This window comes from Hymenobacter jejuensis, assembly GCF_006337165.1.
GTDB lineage: Bacteria > Bacteroidota > Bacteroidia > Cytophagales > Hymenobacteraceae > Hymenobacter > Hymenobacter jejuensis.
In genome coordinates, this window is sequence record NZ_CP040896.1 from 2,479,412 (window position 1) to 2,495,419 (window position 16,008).

Annotated in this window: 13 protein-coding genes; 7 read left to right on the plus strand and 6 right to left on the minus strand. The window is 54.4% G+C overall.

The features are described 5' to 3' along the window. Positions 1 to 19: 19 nt before the first annotated feature. Together FHG12_RS10195 and FHG12_RS10200 are read right to left on the minus strand one after the other, a co-directional pair. Positions 20 to 970: an EamA family transporter gene (locus FHG12_RS10195; RefSeq protein ID WP_139515632.1), complete on the minus strand. Its 951-nt coding sequence runs from the start codon at positions 968 to 970 to the stop codon at positions 20 to 22. A 104-nt stretch (positions 971 to 1,074) separates the two neighbouring features. Next, positions 1,075 to 3,084, minus strand: coding sequence for a sialate O-acetylesterase (locus FHG12_RS10200; RefSeq protein WP_139515633.1), 2,010 nt, complete (start codon positions 3,082 to 3,084; stop codon positions 1,075 to 1,077). Between the two features lie 179 nt (positions 3,085 to 3,263). Here FHG12_RS10200 and FHG12_RS10205 point away from each other — a divergent pair, with 179 nt between their 5' ends. The 5 genes from FHG12_RS10205 (at position 3,264) to FHG12_RS10225 (ending at position 7,750) form a co-directional block, all read left to right on the plus strand. Beyond that, positions 3,264 to 4,919: a M1 family metallopeptidase gene (locus FHG12_RS10205; RefSeq protein WP_139515634.1), complete on the plus strand. Its 1,656-nt coding sequence runs from the start codon at positions 3,264 to 3,266 to the stop codon at positions 4,917 to 4,919. A gap of 99 nt (positions 4,920 to 5,018) precedes the next feature. After that, positions 5,019 to 5,393 carry an endonuclease domain-containing protein gene (locus FHG12_RS10210; protein WP_139515635.1) on the plus strand — a complete coding sequence of 125 codons (375 nt, stop codon included), beginning with the start codon at positions 5,019 to 5,021 and terminating at the stop codon, positions 5,391 to 5,393. A 167-nt stretch (positions 5,394 to 5,560) separates the two neighbouring features. After that, positions 5,561 to 6,967 carry a dihydrolipoyl dehydrogenase gene (lpdA, locus tag FHG12_RS10215; protein WP_139515636.1) on the plus strand — a complete coding sequence of 469 codons (1,407 nt, stop codon included), beginning with the start codon at positions 5,561 to 5,563 and terminating at the stop codon, positions 6,965 to 6,967. A gap of 97 nt (positions 6,968 to 7,064) precedes the next feature. Next, positions 7,065 to 7,457, plus strand: a complete 393-nt coding sequence (locus tag FHG12_RS10220) for a HEPN domain-containing protein (RefSeq protein ID WP_139515637.1) — start codon at positions 7,065 to 7,067, stop codon at positions 7,455 to 7,457. Next, positions 7,433 to 7,750 carry a nucleotidyltransferase domain-containing protein gene (locus tag FHG12_RS10225; protein ID WP_139515638.1) on the plus strand — a complete coding sequence of 106 codons (318 nt, stop codon included), beginning with the start codon at positions 7,433 to 7,435 and terminating at the stop codon, positions 7,748 to 7,750. The genes FHG12_RS10220 and FHG12_RS10225 overlap by 25 nt, the downstream gene beginning before the upstream one ends. A 190-nt stretch (positions 7,751 to 7,940) precedes the next feature. Here the strand turns inward: FHG12_RS10225 and FHG12_RS10230 are convergent, their stop codons facing one another. Beyond that, a complete protein-coding gene (locus tag FHG12_RS10230; RefSeq protein ID WP_139515639.1) occupies positions 7,941 to 9,551 on the minus strand; it encodes an RNA-directed DNA polymerase in 1,611 nt (536 codons plus the stop codon). 540 nt (positions 9,552 to 10,091) lie between these two features. Here FHG12_RS10230 and lepB point away from each other — a divergent pair. Continuing rightward, the gene (gene lepB, locus FHG12_RS10235; RefSeq protein ID WP_139515640.1) at positions 10,092 to 11,240 is read left to right on the plus strand and encodes a signal peptidase I; all 1,149 of its coding nucleotides are present in this window, start codon (positions 10,092 to 10,094) and stop codon (positions 11,238 to 11,240) included. Positions 11,241 to 11,320: 80 nt separating this feature from the next. On the opposite strand, the gene FHG12_RS10240 is transcribed toward lepB, so the two are convergent. The 3 genes from FHG12_RS10240 to FHG12_RS10250 form a co-directional block, all read right to left on the minus strand. Next, on the minus strand, positions 11,321 to 11,818 hold the full coding sequence (locus FHG12_RS10240; RefSeq protein WP_139515641.1) for a hypothetical protein: 498 nt from the start codon (positions 11,816 to 11,818) through the stop codon (positions 11,321 to 11,323). Between the two features lie 181 nt (positions 11,819 to 11,999). Continuing rightward, positions 12,000 to 12,989 (minus strand): 23S rRNA (adenine(1618)-N(6))-methyltransferase RlmF, encoded by a 990-nt coding sequence (gene rlmF, locus FHG12_RS10245; RefSeq protein WP_139515642.1) that lies wholly within the window; start codon positions 12,987 to 12,989, stop codon positions 12,000 to 12,002. Between the two features lie 406 nt (positions 12,990 to 13,395). Further along, on the minus strand, positions 13,396 to 14,553 hold the full coding sequence (locus FHG12_RS10250) for an MGH1-like glycoside hydrolase domain-containing protein (protein WP_139515643.1): 1,158 nt from the start codon (positions 14,551 to 14,553) through the stop codon (positions 13,396 to 13,398). Between the two features lie 296 nt (positions 14,554 to 14,849). Between FHG12_RS10250 and FHG12_RS10255 the strand changes: the two genes are divergently transcribed. After that, positions 14,850 to 15,983, plus strand: a complete 1,134-nt coding sequence (locus tag FHG12_RS10255) for a putative sensor domain DACNV-containing protein (RefSeq protein ID WP_139515644.1) — start codon at positions 14,850 to 14,852, stop codon at positions 15,981 to 15,983. Positions 15,984 to 16,008 lie beyond the last annotated feature (25 nt).

Consider the following 16,008-nt stretch of genomic DNA (forward strand, 5'->3'; position numbering starts at 1 on the left):
TGAGAACGTTACAGAATATCTATTTGCTTTTCACCAACTCTTCTTCTGCAACAGGCTCCGCTTTTTTCGCGCCGCCCAGCACCACCAGCACCACGGCCGTTACAATCAGAGCGGCCCCGCCCAGCATTTGCACGTTGAGGGCTTCACCGGCAAAAGCCCAACCCAACAAGACGGCTACCACGGGATTGACAAACGCATAGGTGCCTGCCAGCGCCGGCTCGACGGCCCGCAGCAGCCAGATATAGGCTGTAAACGCTACGATCGAGCCGAAAGTAACCAGGTACGCGTACGCCATCCAGGATTTGGCCGTGATAGCGGCTAAGTCGAAAGCAGAAGCTTCACCGCGCAACAGGCCCAGCAGCACCATCAACAGGCCGCCGCAGATCATCTGCATGCCACCCCCGACAAAGGGCGAGGGCGAAGCTTGCTTCTTTTTGGAATACAGTGAGCCAATCGCCCACAAAAACGCCGCCCCAAGCACCAACCCAATGCCAATAATCCGGTGCCCCGGCAAGGCCACGTGACTGGCCCCAGGGTTACGAGCCAGCAAATACACTCCGGCCATTCCGAAGAGCAAACCCACGGATACGCGCAGCGTAGGCCGGGCGGCTAAGCCACTCAGCCAGCCCAATAAGGCCAGAAATAACGGCACCGTAGCAACCAGTAGCGAGGCCATTCCTGAGGGGATATATTGCTCCCCGAGCGTAACGCCGCCATTGCCACACGTCAGCAGGCAGCTGCCGATGATCAGGGCTGTTAGCCAGCCGCTAAGCGGTAGCCGTGGTGCCCCGCGCAGGCGCATAAACCCGTACAGCAGCACGCCCGCCAAGCTATAGCGCGTACCCGCCATCAGTAGGGGTGGGATGCTTTCGATTGCGAAGCGAATGCCCAGATACGTGGAGCCCCAGATGAGGTAGACGATAGCAAACGCAAGCACAATGGCCGCGCGGGTAGGCTTAGTTTGAGACATGAGAGCAGCGCTTCAGGCAGAATTGACACTGCAAACGTACAGCAGAATTCTGGGGTAACTATTCGAATCCTTGCGCTTTGTCTTGGTTGGTAGGGGCGCTGGCTCTACTTTTTGCTAACGGTCAGGCCCGGCCACTGATCGGTGCGGAAAGGGGAAGCAGGCAGGCCTTCCTTGTTGTACAGATTCGGAGAAGGGTTGTTGCTCCAGTCGTAGCGCACGGCGGTGGGCGCCGGTACCTGGTCGCTCGACAGGACCAGCGTGTTGCCCTGCAACTCGCCTTTGGCCCACACAAACTTGTGGTCGGCGCCCGCAATTGCAAAGCCTTTCAGGTAGTCGCCGCTCTTGTCTTTCAGGATGAGGCCACTGCCCACGTTGTCGAAGGTGAGCCGCACCTGCTTGCCCTGCACTTGCATGCTCTTGAAGGTGGGGCCAGAAGCCACGATTTTGGTATCACCATACGCTACTTTTTGGGCGGCCAATGCCAGCCTTTTTCCCACATCCTGCTTGTTGAGCGGGTGAATGTCGTCGGGGTTGCCAATGTCGATGGTCGTCGCCATGCCCGTTTTGGGCAAGCTCAGGGTCATGGCTTGGGCCTCGCGCAGCTCCGCCCATTCGTATTCGGCAGGCTGCGGCTGATCGTGCTGATAATTAGCTAATTGCACAAATAGAAAAGGCAAGTCGCCCTGTTCCCAGCGCGTGCGCCAGTCCTTGATCATGGTGGGAAACAGGGTGCGGTACTGATAGGCGCGATCGGAGTTGCTTTCGCCCTGATACCAGATAAAGCCCTTCAGCGCATACGGGATCAGCGGCGCGATCATGCCGTTGTACAGCACCGTGGGGTTATTCGGCAGTCCTTTGGGAAAAGGCGTTTTCGGCACACTGGCCGGATCGTAGGCGGGCTTGTACTGCCAAGCGCCCGCCAACGAAACAGGCGTGCTGCCCGCCCCGGCAATCAGCTGAAAATCAGCCGTCAGGCCCCAGAGCCCGCCGCCTCCACCGTTGTCGACCACCCGCACCGCAACAACGTTGCGGCCTTCTTTGACCAGCGTTGCGGGCACGGTGTAGCGGCGCTTTTCGCTGTAGCCGGAAGTAGTGCCTACCAGCACGCCGTTGAACCAAGTGCTGTCGTTGTCATCAATCTGACCCAGTGCGAGTTGCAGTGGCCTGCCCGCGTTGGCTGCGGGCAGTGTTACTTCCTTGCGAAACCACACTACGCCGTCGAAAGTGCTCAGTTCGGGTTGTTGCTCCCAGAGGCCGGGGACGTTCATGGTCTTCCAATCCTGAGCGTTGAAATCGGGGTCGGCCCAGCTTTTGCTATCGGGCAAGCGGCCGTGATCCTTGCCAGCCGGACTATTTTGCCACGCCTTGAGGCTGTTTGTGTAGTCGGTTTGAATCTGGTTGATGTCGCGCTTTTCCTGTTGCATCGCCGCGATTCGGCTCCGGAAGTCGGGCAGTACTTTAAGTGCCTCGGCGCTGGTCCACGATTCCACTTCCGTGCCGCCCCACGTCGAGGAAATCAAGCCAATCGGGACGTGGTAGCGCTGGTACAAGTCGCGGCCAAAGAAGTACGCCACCGCCGAAAACCCAGCTACCGTTTGGGGGCTACACACTTGCCAACCAGTACTTTCGATATCGCGCTGGGGCTTGGAAGCCACCGTGTTTTTGACATCCAGAAAATGGATCTGCGGAAAATTAGCGCCCGCCACTTCCTGATCAGCATTGCGCACCGCGGAGTAGCCTCCGGGCTGGTCTTTGACCGGCATTTCCATGTTCGACTGACCCGAAGCCAGCCACACATCGCCTATTAGTATATTCTTGATCTGTAACGTGTTACTGCTCTTAATCGTCATGTCGTAAGGGCCGCCGCTGGGCGTGGCGGGCAGCATGACGGTCCACTTTCCCTCGGAGCCGCCGGGCTTGGCAGTATAGGATTTGCCCCGGAATGTGACCGTTACCGTTTCGCCGGCATCGGCCCAACCCCAAATCGGCAGTTTGGCATCGCGCTGGAGCACCATATTATCGCCTACCAGCTTGGGCAATCGAACAGTGGCCTGGGCAATGCGACCACTCAGGCAGCCGACGGACAGAAGTAACAGCGTTTTCGAAAGGCTCATGGGTGGGGGGAAGATCGGTTGAGGAAGCAAGCCTTAAGGTATGCTACTCAGCACGATAAAGGAAATGGGCTGGTTGCCCGACTGTCGGCGTGCTACTGGAAGCCGTGCAACGAGTGCGTAGCAACAGAGTCTGTAAAGCGCCTTAACTTCTCGCCTGATTTTCACCCCCTCCTTGTTGCATGATCCGCGCCTTCCTGCTTGCCTCCGCAATTTTCTGCCTGCCCCTGCTCTCGACGGCGCAGCTGCTCCAGCCCAAAACCGCTTTCACGCGGGCCGACTCGCTGCGGGGCAACCTGACGCCTTTGCGCACCTGCTACGACATCAATTATTACCACCTCGACATTCGGCTGGACATCGACAAGAAGTCGATTAGCGGCTCGAACCTGTTTCGCTTCACGGCCACGCAGGACTTCACGAAGCTGCAATTTGACCTGTTTGCTAACTTGCAGGTAGAGAAGGTGTTATATAAAGGCCAGGCTCTTCCCTTCACCCGTGAGGCCAACGCGGTGTTCGTCACGTTTCCGCAGCCAATCCGCAAAGGCAGCCGCGAGGAATTTACGGTGCAGTATTCCGGCAAGCCTACCATCGCCGAGCGCGCACCCTGGGACGGCGGCCTCGTGTTCGCCAAAGACGCCAAAGGCAAGCCCTGGGTCGCCACCGCCTGCCAGGGAGTGGGAGCTAGCATCTGGTGGCCGACCAAAGATCATCAGGCTGACGAGGTAGACAGCATGATGATAAGCATCAGTGTACCAAAGGGTTTGAAAGACGTGTCGAACGGGCGGTTGCGCAAAACCACGGCCGTGAAAGGGGGCTACACACGCTACGACTGGTTTGTGAGCAACCCCATCAACAACTACGATGTGGCAATGAACGTGGGGGATTTCCAGCACTTCGGCGACACCTACGACGGCGAAAATGGCAAGCTCACCCTGGATTATTGGGTGCTGCCCGAAAACGTTGAGAAGGCCAAAAAACAGTTCGGCGACAACGTAAAACCCATGCTCAAGTCGATGGAGCATTGGTTCGGGCCCTATCCCTTTTACAAAGACGGCTATAAGCTCGTGGATGCGCCACACCTGGGCATGGAGCACCAAAGCGCCGTGGCGTACGGCAATAAATACCTCAACGGTTACCTCGGCCACGACCGCTCGGCCACGGGCTGGGGCCTGAAGTGGGACTTCATCATCATTCACGAAAGCGGCCACGAGTGGTTTGGTAACAACATCACTAGCAAGGACATAGCCGATATGTGGATTCACGAGGGCTTTACCACGTACTCCGAAGCGCTGTTCGTGGAAAGCCAGTTTGGAAAGCCTGCCGGCCAGGAATACATCCACGGGCAGCGCCGTAACATCCGCAACGACGAGCCCATTATCGGCCCGTACAACGTTAACAAAGAGGGCTCTGGCGACATGTACGACAAGGGCAGCGTCTTGCTCAACATGGTGCGTACCATCGTCAACGACGATGAGAAGTGGCGCGACATGCTCCGCGGTCTTTCGCACACCTATTACCACCAGACCGTCACGACGCCGCAAGTGGTTGGCTACCTCAACCAGCAAAGCGGCCGCGACCTGACCAAGATTTTCTCGCAGTACTTGCTCTACAAAAACATCCCGACGCTGGAGTTTCGCTTCGAAGATGGCCAAACGCTTTGCCGCTGGGTGGCCGACGTCGATGGTTTCTCGATGCCCGTGCGCGTCCGCACCAAAGGCGGCGAATACCGCTTCATTGAGCCCGAAACCACGTTCCGCCCCGTCAATCTGCCCGGCGCCACCAAGGAAAACCTGGAAGTAGACACGCTCAATTATTACATCGGCGTACTCACAGATTAAAAACAAACTAGAAACTAAAGGCTAGTTCCCCTCCTCAGCTGAGGAGGGGCTAGGGGTGGTTGGCAATCGTTGTTTAGTATATAGTTAAAACTACCAAAGGTGGCAGATCAAGTACACAACCTAATTTACCAAAAGTCCATCCGCCGCACGTTGCGCAACCACCTCACCCCCGCCGAAGCTTTACTGTGGCGGGCGCTGCAACGCAGCCAGCTAGGTGGGCGCAAGTTTAGGCGTCAGCACGGCATTGGGGCTTACGTCGTAGATTTTTACTGCCCCGCTGAAAAATTGGTAATTGAGTTGGATGGCGCCGGACACTTCACAACTAGCGGCGAAGCTACTGACGTGGTGCGCACAGAGTACCTGGCTAGGCTAGGACTGCGGGTAATGCGTTTTGAAAATAAACTGGTGCTCAAGCAACTTGACAGTGTATTAGCGGCTATTGAGGCCGCCTTTCTGCCGGAAAGCGGCTCCTGACCTTTGGCCAACGATTATCAACCACCCCTAACCCCTCCTCAGCTGAGGAGGGGAACTAGCTCTTAGCTCTAGTTCTAGCCTTGGTTTTAACGCCAAATTTTGGAGATACCAGCCTAGGCTTTCTTGCCTACCTTTGCCCCGCTGATTTTCACTGAATTCATCTGAATATGAATCAATACGACGTTACCGTCATCGGCTCGGGTCCGGGCGGGTATGTAGCTGCCATTCGTTGCGCGCAATTAGGCCTCAAGACGGCTATTATCGAGAAGTACGACACCCTCGGCGGCACCTGCCTCAACGTAGGCTGCATTCCCAGCAAGGCCCTGCTCGACAGCACCGAGCACTACCACAACGCCCACACCACTTTCAAAGAGCACGGTATCGAACTATCTGATCTTCAGATAAATATGAACCAGCTTATCGACCGCAAAAACGGCGTGGTGAAAGCCAACGTGGACGGTATCGCGTTTCTGATGAAGAAGAACAAGATCGACGTCCTCAAAGGCGTGGGCTCGTTCGTGGATAAGAATCACATCAAAATTGTGCCGCTGGGTGGCGGCGAAGAGCAGCAGATCGAAACCAAAAACACGATCATCGCGACGGGCTCCAAGCCTACCGTGCTGCCCTTTATCAAGCAGGACAAGCAACGCATCATCACCAGCACCGAGGCCCTCAACATTCGCGAAGTGCCTAAGCACATGATCGTGATTGGCGGCGGCGTAATCGGGCTGGAAATGGCCTCAGTCTATGCCCGTTTGGGGGCCAAAGTATCCGTAATCGAATTCTTGGATTCGCTGATCCCGACCATGGACCGCGCCCTGGGCAAAGAGCTCAAGCGCATCCTGGGCAAAATCGGCATCGAGTTTTTCCTGAGCCACAAAGTAACCGGCGCCACCCGCGAAGGCGACACCGTGACCGTAACCGCGACCAACCCCAAAGGCGAGGAAGTGAAATTTGAAGGCGACTACTGCCTCGTAGCTGTAGGCCGCGTGCCCTACACCGCCGGCCTCAACCTCGAAGCCGCTGGCGTGGAGATGGAAGAGCGCGGCCGCGTCAAGGTCGATGAGCGCCTCCAGACCAACGTGCCCGGCATCTACGCCATCGGCGACGTGATTCGGGGTGCGATGCTGGCGCACAAAGCCGAAGAAGAAGGCGTGTACGTGGCCGAAACCATCGTGGGCCAGAAGCCGCACATCAACTACTTGCTCATTCCCGGCGTGGTGTACACCTGGCCCGAAGTGGCCGGCGTGGGCTACACCGAAGAGCAGCTCAAAGAAACGGGTCGCGCCTACAAAACTGGCTCGTTCCCGTTCCGCGCCTCGGGCCGCGCCCGCGCCTCCATGGACCTCGACGGCTTCGTGAAAGTGCTGGCCGACAAGGAAACCGACGAAATCCTGGGCATGCACATGATCGGCCCGCGCATTGCCGACCTCATCGCCGAGGGCGTTACGGCCATGGAGTTCCGCGCCTCCGCCGAGGACGTAGCCCGCATGAGCCACGCCCACCCGACCTATGCGGAAGCGGTGAAAGAAGCGTGCTTAGCGGCAACGGAGAACCGGCCGATTCATATGTGATTTTCGCACTTGCTGTGGAAACAGAAAGCGGCTGGGGCTACAAGAGCTTCAGCCGCTTTCTGTTGAGTGGTTATCGGGTTTTCTCTACTTTCGATATATGACCAAACAGGAACACGTTGCTTATTGGAAGGAAACTGCTGAACAGGATTGGTCATCGGCTCAGGTACTATTCGGGGCAGGCAACTATTTGAACAGTTTGTTTCTGGCGCATTTGGTTATTGAGAAACTCAGCAAAGCGCTGTGGGTACAAGAGAATACGGATGACTACCCGCCTCGTATTCATAATATCATTCGCCTGCTGGCGGCCACCAGCTATGCACTCAACCCAGCCGAAACGGTGCTCGTAGCTGAACTGAACCAGTTCCAAATGGAAGGTCGTTATCCCGACTATTCACGTACGGTTTACCAGCAGGCTACGGCTAGTCATACTCAGAATGTGTTGCGCGACACTGCTTCCTTACGCCAATGTTTACTCAACAAGCTGCTTTAGAACAGGTCCGGGCTTTCGCAGAAGAATTGCGCAAGCTCGATGTGCCGTTGCGACAAGTAATTCTTTTCGGCTCGTATGCCCGCAATGAGCAACGGGAAGAGTCGGATATTGATGTAGCGCTGGTCGCCGACGATTTTACGGGAGCAGGGTTTCTTGATGTTCGACGTTTTGCCAGCGTACTGGCCCGCTACCCCTATTTCTACATCGAGCCGCACACGTTTACTACCGAACAGTTTACCGACTGGAACCCCTTGGTAAAAGAAATCAAGCGCACTGGAATTCTAGCGGCGTAACCGCCATGGAGTTCCGCGCCTCCGCCGAGGACGTAGCCCGCATGAGCCACGCCCACCCGACCTATGCGGAAGCGGTGAAGGAAGCTTGCTTAGCTGCTACTGAGAACCGCGCAATTCATATGTAATTCAGCTTTAGCGGATAAAGAAAAAGAGGCAGAAGCTACTAGTAGCTTCTGCCTCTTTTTATGCACTAAAAATAGCTCGAGCTTTGAAATTTGAATAAATCAAACAAATCTTCAATGTTAGAATTATTGTCTTCCACTATTTGTGAAGATGGGAGCATATGCTGTTTTGATTTTGATTTAGACAAAACCCTTCTAGAATGGTAGAATGAAATATTGTTTTGTTTTAACAAACTGAAAAAAGGGTGTTTTTCAATGATTTTCGGGTCTTTCGGGGTTATCCATTTATGGAATATAGCCTCATATACCAGTAGCCAATACTCATTGTCTAAAGAATCCTCCTCAAATAGGTCTTGTAAATTACCAATTTTTGTATTTGATGCTATTAAGCCTTGTTTTCTTAAATCCAAAGCCATTATTAAGCAGCATGGATCAACAAGTTCAAATAGATTAGATGCTGTCTTGGCAGGGATTTTTATATTAAATACTTTGGCTAGCCATAATGCCCAAGTTATTTCAAATGAATGGCCCTTGTATATATGTTCATCTAACAGGGTATATACTATATCCTTGATTTTGCTCTTGTCAACAATTGTCCTGTTATGGTACATTAAGAAAGAGAATTCCTGTAGAGTTGCAGGCTCCGTAATAACTGTCTTCATTAATAATGATTCAAAAAAAGACCAATTACCTGCTTCTATCTCTAAACTATCTAAAATTTTCATGGAATATTTTAAGACACTGTCTGATGGGAATTCTATAGAATACTTGAATGAAATATCGAAAAATCTGATTATATCATAAAGCTGCTTTTTTTGGTCTTTTGAAAATTTGTAGTTCGCAAGTACATATGACCAGCCATTATCAAAAAAATGAGGAGAACGTGTTATCGATGTTTTATCATCATTCATGTCAAGGTTAAGAGAGGTAAATATTTCTTGTAGAGTCCTTATAGACTTCTCTGCTTTTTCAATGGACGAAAAGAAAAAATTAAAATCATCTACATATCTATATCCTACAAAGTCGCTGGTTTTCTTTGAAAACTCGGTGTCTATCCAGCAGCCGATTAGCTCTGAAACTATTAATGAAGTATCAGGTCCAACTGGAATACCTATTGTTTGTCCAGATTGACATTTTCTGAGTAATTTATCAATATTATTCCCTAGTAAAGTGCTGTCATTCCTTCTGGCTTTAGCGACAGGCTTTGTATGTAATACCCATGGAATAATATGTGTGTATATAGTGTTATAATACTTTGATATGTCGGTTTTGATCTCATAGATTTTAGAATATGAATCTAAGGTCCCCGATCTTCTGAAATCCCCGTATGTTAGTCTTGTTTTAATACTGCGATTGCCCTTTGGTGTGAATATGGGCAAACTTGCTGATGTTTTTGAAGAAAAGGATTTTTTTATTTCTGTATAATTATCGACAATGCATTTTGTAAGGAGCCATTGACTGAGTGGATTTGGTATGCTAATTCTTCTTCTGCTTAATCCTACTTTTGGTATATTATAGAATACACATTTTGTTTCACTGTGCTTATCTTGAGTCTTTTTATTTATTAAATTCCATTTTTCCTCTACGAAAGGTAGTTTGTTTGCAAAAGTAGAAGTGGTAAATACTGGTGGTAATTCTCTGGCAAAATACCCGCTTGAAAGAAATTTCTTTAATTCCATTAAGTTTGATTGATTTTAATGTTTATTTACTCAGCTATTGCCGGTATATTATCATGAATAACTATGTATTCATTTTATATTGTCGCATAAAAAAAATGTGTTTAAGCATTCTGTAGCAGCTTAAAGCCATGCTTTGTCACTTAGTACTGCTGGCCTGAATGGTGATGGTTTCACCTTCAAGCAGCTTGCTTATGCCTTGGTATTGCCCTCGATGGTGTACAGAGAAGCCGTGCTTGCGGGCCAAGGCGAGGTAGCGCGAGTTCTTCCAATTTCACTCCCGGTGTAGATAATAATTTGTGAAAGATTATATGCAGAGAAGATTTATAAAGAGGCCGAAGCTACTTGAGCTGCGGCCTCTTTCCTAACACTATACTATACCTGCAAATAAATACGTTGGAGATCGAATATAGACAGTTGCTTATGCTTAGTCGTCCCGTATAGCTTTACTGGCGTCGGCATGGTTGAGCGTGAGACTGAACGCTCTGAATAGACGGTAGGTAAGCAACTGTTAGTCAGTAATTTATAAAATACCTGAAATCCATGAACCTCTTCCGTTTCAAGCGCGACAGCGCCACGCCCCAGAAGCCGAAAAGCAAAGCCCGCGAATGGCGCGATGCCGTAGTGTTTGCCATTGCGGCGGCCACACTCATCCGCTGGTCGGCGGTGGAGGCGTACACCATCCCGACGCCCAGCATGGAGCACACGCTGCTGGTGGGCGACTACCTGTTTGTGAGTCGGTTGCACTACGGCCCGATCACGCCGCAGACGCCGCTGCAAATCCCGTTGACGCACCAGAAGGTGTTGGGCCTGAAAAGCTACTCCGACCTGATTCAACTGCCGACGTACCGTTTTCCGGGCTTCAGCTCCGTGCAGCGCAACGACGTGGTCGTGTTTCATGTGCCGCACGAGCAGCAACTGCCCGCCGACATGCGCACCCACCTGATCAAGCGCTGCATCGCGGTGGCCGGCGACACCCTGGAAATCCGCAACGGTCAGGTGTGGCTGAACCGGCAGCCCGGCCCCGTCGCGGGCCAGCTCCAGAACACGTACTTCATGGAAGTCGAAACCCCCGATGATGCCGTGCGGCAGGCGCTGCGTAGTCAGGGCGTAGTCGATTACGACGAGCCCGATGGCATTCCCAGAGCGAGCACCAACCCTGCAACCGGTAAGCCGGGCTTCTTCATAAGCTGCCCAGCCAGCGTAGCAGAGTATTTTCGTCAGCAGCCCTACGTCAAGGCCCTGACGGTGCCCAAGTTTCAGACGGATCTCTTCCCCGACGTAGCCGATTTCCACAATTCCGGGGCCGCCAGCGCCGTGCCTCACCACTGGCAGCTCGATACTTATGGCCCGCTGCCCGTGCCCAAGAAAGGCCAGACCATCGCCTTAACGCCCGCTAACGCCGCGATCTATTACAAAATCGTGGCCCAATACGAGCACAACACGGGCATCACTTGGAAGGATGGCATGATTCAGCAAAACGGCCGCCCGCTGACGCGCTACACCATCAAGCAGAACTACTACTTTATGATGGGCGACAACCGCCACAACTCGGAAGACTCACGCTTTTGGGGCTTCGTCCCCGAAGATCATATCGTCGGGAAAGCGGTCTTCGTCTGGCTATCCATCGACCCAAACGCCGACTTTCTGCACAAAATCCGTTGGGATCGCCTGTTTCAGCCTATTAGCTAAACTATTGATAGATAAATAGTTGTCGAATGGGCTTGGCTTCGGCTTCGATTATACTGGAATCTAGGTGAATCGCGAAGTCACTATTTAGCTGACCGATAGTAGCGAGCGGCGCCAATAGCGATTGGCAGGCCAATGCAAACGATGATAATCAGCCATTCCAACGCCGCTTTGGCCGGGTCGGAAGGCAGGCGCCCAATGCGCGAAGCCGGCACGACGACCAGGTTCATGACCATCCACACGAAGCTGCCATAGAGCACGCCCCGCACGACGGGATGCGACCAGCGTTGACCCAAACGGGGAAAAAGCCAGAAATAAAAGGCCGTAAAAACAAAGGCAAACCCGTAGTGAAACACGAAGCCCCAGCCCGCCGCTGCCAGGCCGCCGGTGAGCGCCTCTTTCCCCAGCAAGCCGCTAGCCACGTAGCGCGGCACGCCGAGCGGATCTCGCCCCGTGGGGAGGGCATACTTGGCCATTGCCACGCTGATGTCCAGCGTCCCGGCTACCAAGGCGGTCAGCACTACTGCCCGGGTGCGGCTCAGCCGACTAGGTGGGGCGGAAGCAGGCATCGAATAAGACATGGCAAAAGGCAGTAAGTAGTGGAGGAACTTGCCTTAAGGTAAGATTTTCACATCTAATTGAGCAACAGGGCTGGCTGTGTAACTAGTTAGTATAGTGAGTATTAAGCGGCGGGTATTTCGCCAAGTGCTCCGCGTGCATAAACCCAGTTTTCAACAAGCAAATGCCCAAAGCCGTGCAGCTCTAGGCAGTGGGGGCCGGCTTATTCAGCCACCGCTTCGCGCGCCAAGCCTGCTGTTGCTCCGCGTCCAGAAACGTCCAGGCTACGATGCGGCTGGTTTTCTGGCCCTGCGACATGTTGATCGTGCGCACTTCTACGGCTCCCAGCTTTTGCAGCGATTTATACAGGCCCGGCAGGGTTTCCTTCTTGGAAACCAGCGCCGTAAACCAAAAGCACGTTTCCCGCACCAGATGGGCGCTTTCTTCGGCCATGCGCCACAGGAAAGTAGCCTCGCCGCCGGGGTACCACAGTTCCGCCGACTGGCCGCCGAAGTTCGGCTCGGGCTTGGGGCCTTTGCTGGTGCCCAGATTGTGCTCCTTGCGGCGGCTGGCGGCTTCGGCTTCGGCCTGCGACCCGTGAAACGGCGGGTTGCACATTGTCAGGTCGAAGACCTCCTTGGGCTTGACCATGCCGCTGAAAATATTGGTGGAAGCGGGTTGTAGCCTTAGCTCCACCGCACCCGACAAGCCCGTATTGCTGGCCACAATTTGCTTGGCAACCCGAATGGCGACCGGGTCTACGTCGGTGCCAACGAAGCGCCAGCCGTATTCGTGGCGCCCAATGATGGGGTAGATGCAATTGGCGCCCACGCCCACGTCGAGCACCCGAATGCCCTTGCCCGTCGGGGTTACGCCTTCGTTGACGGAGGCGATGAGGTCGGCTAGGTAGTGAATGTAGTCGGCGCGGCCGGGGATGGGCGGGCTTAGGTAGCCCGCCGGAATATCCCACATCTGAATGTTGTAAAACTGCTTCAGCAACGCCTTGTTGAGCGCTTTCACCGCCTGCGGGTTGGCAAAATCGATGCTGGCGTCGCCATACGGGTTGTCGGCCACAAATTGCGCCAGCTCCGGCGAGGTGCGAATCAACTGCGGGAAATCGTAACGGCCGCGGTGGCGGTTGCGCGGGTGCAGCTGGTCTTTGTCGGCAGTGAAATCCTTGGGCGGCTGAGTCATCGGGCAATGGGTTTAGGGGAAGCGGCGTTGGTGCTGAAAAGCAGGCGGGCCGCCATCAAAGCTAATGAGAGTTGCGGCAACGGAAGTTTGAGGTAGTTCACGCAGCCAGATTCGAAAGTGTTGAAAACGCAGTTTCAGTCAGTGCAGCGAAGTCCATTGCCCTCTACGTCCGTCATCCAGAGCACAGCGAAGGATCTCTACTGCTTCGTTGCCATGCTATATGAATTACTACTGCGGGAGAGATCCTTCGCTGTGCTCTGGATGACCCGATCAACAAGTTTTAAGTAGGGTAGTCGGAACTGGCTGGGTTGAGGCTGCTGTGGTCAGGGTAAATATGGACTTAGCATAATATATTGATAATCAATATATTATGCAGTGTACACGTGCTTCTCCTATACGTAACTCCTTACTTCACAGAATCATACAGCCGTGCCATTTCTATCAGCGGGTTGTGGCCGAGGTAGTCGCGGCAGGGCGTATTGTACTTAGTGTTGGGCTTGCGCTTTAGGTCTTCGGGTTTGCCGCCCAACGGGTTGTAGAACTCCCAGATGGTGCCGGTTCTTTTAAACTGCTTCGCCGAATCATCGAGTGCTTTCTCCAATATGATTTTGGCGGCGTCTTTCCGCCCATAGTTCAGGCACCCACGGGCGGCCCAATAGGCCATGCTGTTCCAAGCGGGGCCGCGCCACATGCGCAGCTCAAATTTGGGGTCGCGGCGGCCTACCGTCGCAATTGGGTGATTGGTCAGAAAGACTGATTTGTTCAGCAGGTAAGTGTCGATGTAGCGGTCGGCTTGCTCCTTGGTCGCGGCGCCGGTTACCAAGGGCCACATGCTTTCGAAAGGGAGGTTGCGCAGCTTGGCGTCTTTCACGGCCCAGCTATCATAAAACATGCCGTCGGCTGGCACATACAAACCCGTCTGAATAAACGACCGCAATTCCTGGGTGCGCTTTTCGTAATAGTCGGCGTTGAGGCCAAGCTGCCGGGCCCACTGCGCGGCAATCTGGTAGAGCGCGTACACGTGGCTGGTCGCATCGACGCAGGCCAGGGCACCCTTCGCCACTTCGTCGAAGCGAATGCCTTCATCGACGCCGCTTTCCCACTTTTTCAGCAGAATGTCGTTGTAAAAAAAGCCTTCATTTTCGGCTTTTCGGTTGTTCTCAAACCAAGCGATCTGTCGGATCAGCGGGGTGTAGAAAGTCCTGACTACGCTGCTGTCGTGGGTGACTTTCACGTATTCCTGCACGGCCAAGGGCCACAGCGGCGGGTGGCCCTGCGTGTTTTTATTCCAGGTAATAGAGTCCCGCTTCGACAGCCCGCCGGGCATATAAATGGAGCCCGGCAGCAAGCCAGAGGGCTCCTGGTTCTTGATGTCGTTAAGGAGCTGATGGAGAGCATGTTCTGGGTAGGAAGGCAGTACATCCAAAATCTCGTGTACCACGTCCCAGTGCCCAAACGCGTTGCCGTACACGTAGCCGGGGCCTAGGTCTTCCCATTCGTAATCGAAGGGCCAGGTAGCCGGATGCGTGGCTTGTTGGTGCAACCCGGCCACGTAGCCAAGCATGGGCCGCCAAGCGGTTTTCCCAACACGGGCAGCGTCGGTGGCGAGCTTCGCCCAGCTACCGCTTTGTGCCGCCTTGCTTTCGGCAGGCTGGGGCCTCTGGGCGGCCAGCGGAGGCGAAAGTGCGACCAGGAAAAGTGCGATGGCCAGACGGGGTAATCAAGTTGTTTTCACAGAATAGAATAAGGCTGATGAGTAAGGCGGTACCCTGGTAAGTGTAAGCAAAAAGCCGCGGAGTTGCCCCACGCTTATCAGGCCACCTATAGACTCTCATCTCAAAAGCTGCGTACTTGCCGGTTATGCTTTCCGAACCTACCTACCTGGCGGCGCGCGTGGTGGCGCCCATGATTGAATCGCACTTTGCCCGGCACCGGGAGGCTGCTACCGCCCACGACCCAGCCACTTTTGCGCCTATGCCATCGGCTAGCTTGGTAGAAGTCGTCATCGACGCGGCATTTTGGGCTAGTCTGCGACGCGAGGAGGGGCATCCGCCTAAGATTTCGCTGGCCCTGCTCCAGCCCCACCAAGCCACGCAGCCGGTAGTGTTCACGAAGCGCCGCCTCATCCCGTACAACCTGCTCAAGCTGGCTCCGGCCGTCGAGCAGCCCGGCATTCACCTGGGGGTGTGGCACGACGACGAAGGACTGTATGTGTGGGGCACGGCCACTGGCATTCCGCCGCTGTGCTTTGTGCTGGAAGTGGTGGAGCCGGGCTTGCTGGTGGTGAAGCACCGCCGCGCCGACGGCTTTGGCAAGTTTGTGAACGTGGCCATCCTGCGCGGCGACCAACTCCAGCTCGTAGACGCCGAAAACGCCGCCGTTGACGACTGTCCGGCGCTGCAAATGTTTCTGCCGGGCCAAATCCTGCCCGCTTCCGGCACTGGCGAAGTCGATAACGTGCTCGTGGAGCTGGCCGCCGTTATGCGTGCCCACGGCCGCGGCGGCTTGGTGCTGGTCGTGCCTTCCGGCTCAACGCAGTGGCAAAATTCTATTGTTCAGCCTATTACGTATCCGGTGCTTCCGGCTTACACCGGCATTGCCGAAGGCCGGCATCTGGAACAGGCCAAGTGGAAGTGGCGGGAAGAAATTCAGCAAGCCATCGGGATTGTGGGGGGCTTCACGGCCGTCGATGGGGCTACCGTTATCACCCGCGACTACCATTTGCTGGCCTTCGGGGCGAAGGTGGCGCGGGCCGAATCCAGCACCCCCGTCGACAGGATGGTGCTCACCGAACCCGTGCTCGACAGCGTGGCGCGCTACCTGCACCCGGCCCAGAACGGCGGTACGCGCCACCTGGCCGCTGCCCAATTTGTGTACGACCAACGCGATGCCCTCGCGCTAGTAGCCTCACAGGATGGCTTCTTCACGGTCTTTGCCTGGTCGGAGTCGTTGCAAATGGTGCACGCCCATCGCATTGATGTGCTGCTTTTGTAACTATCTGATTGCTAAACAATTATAC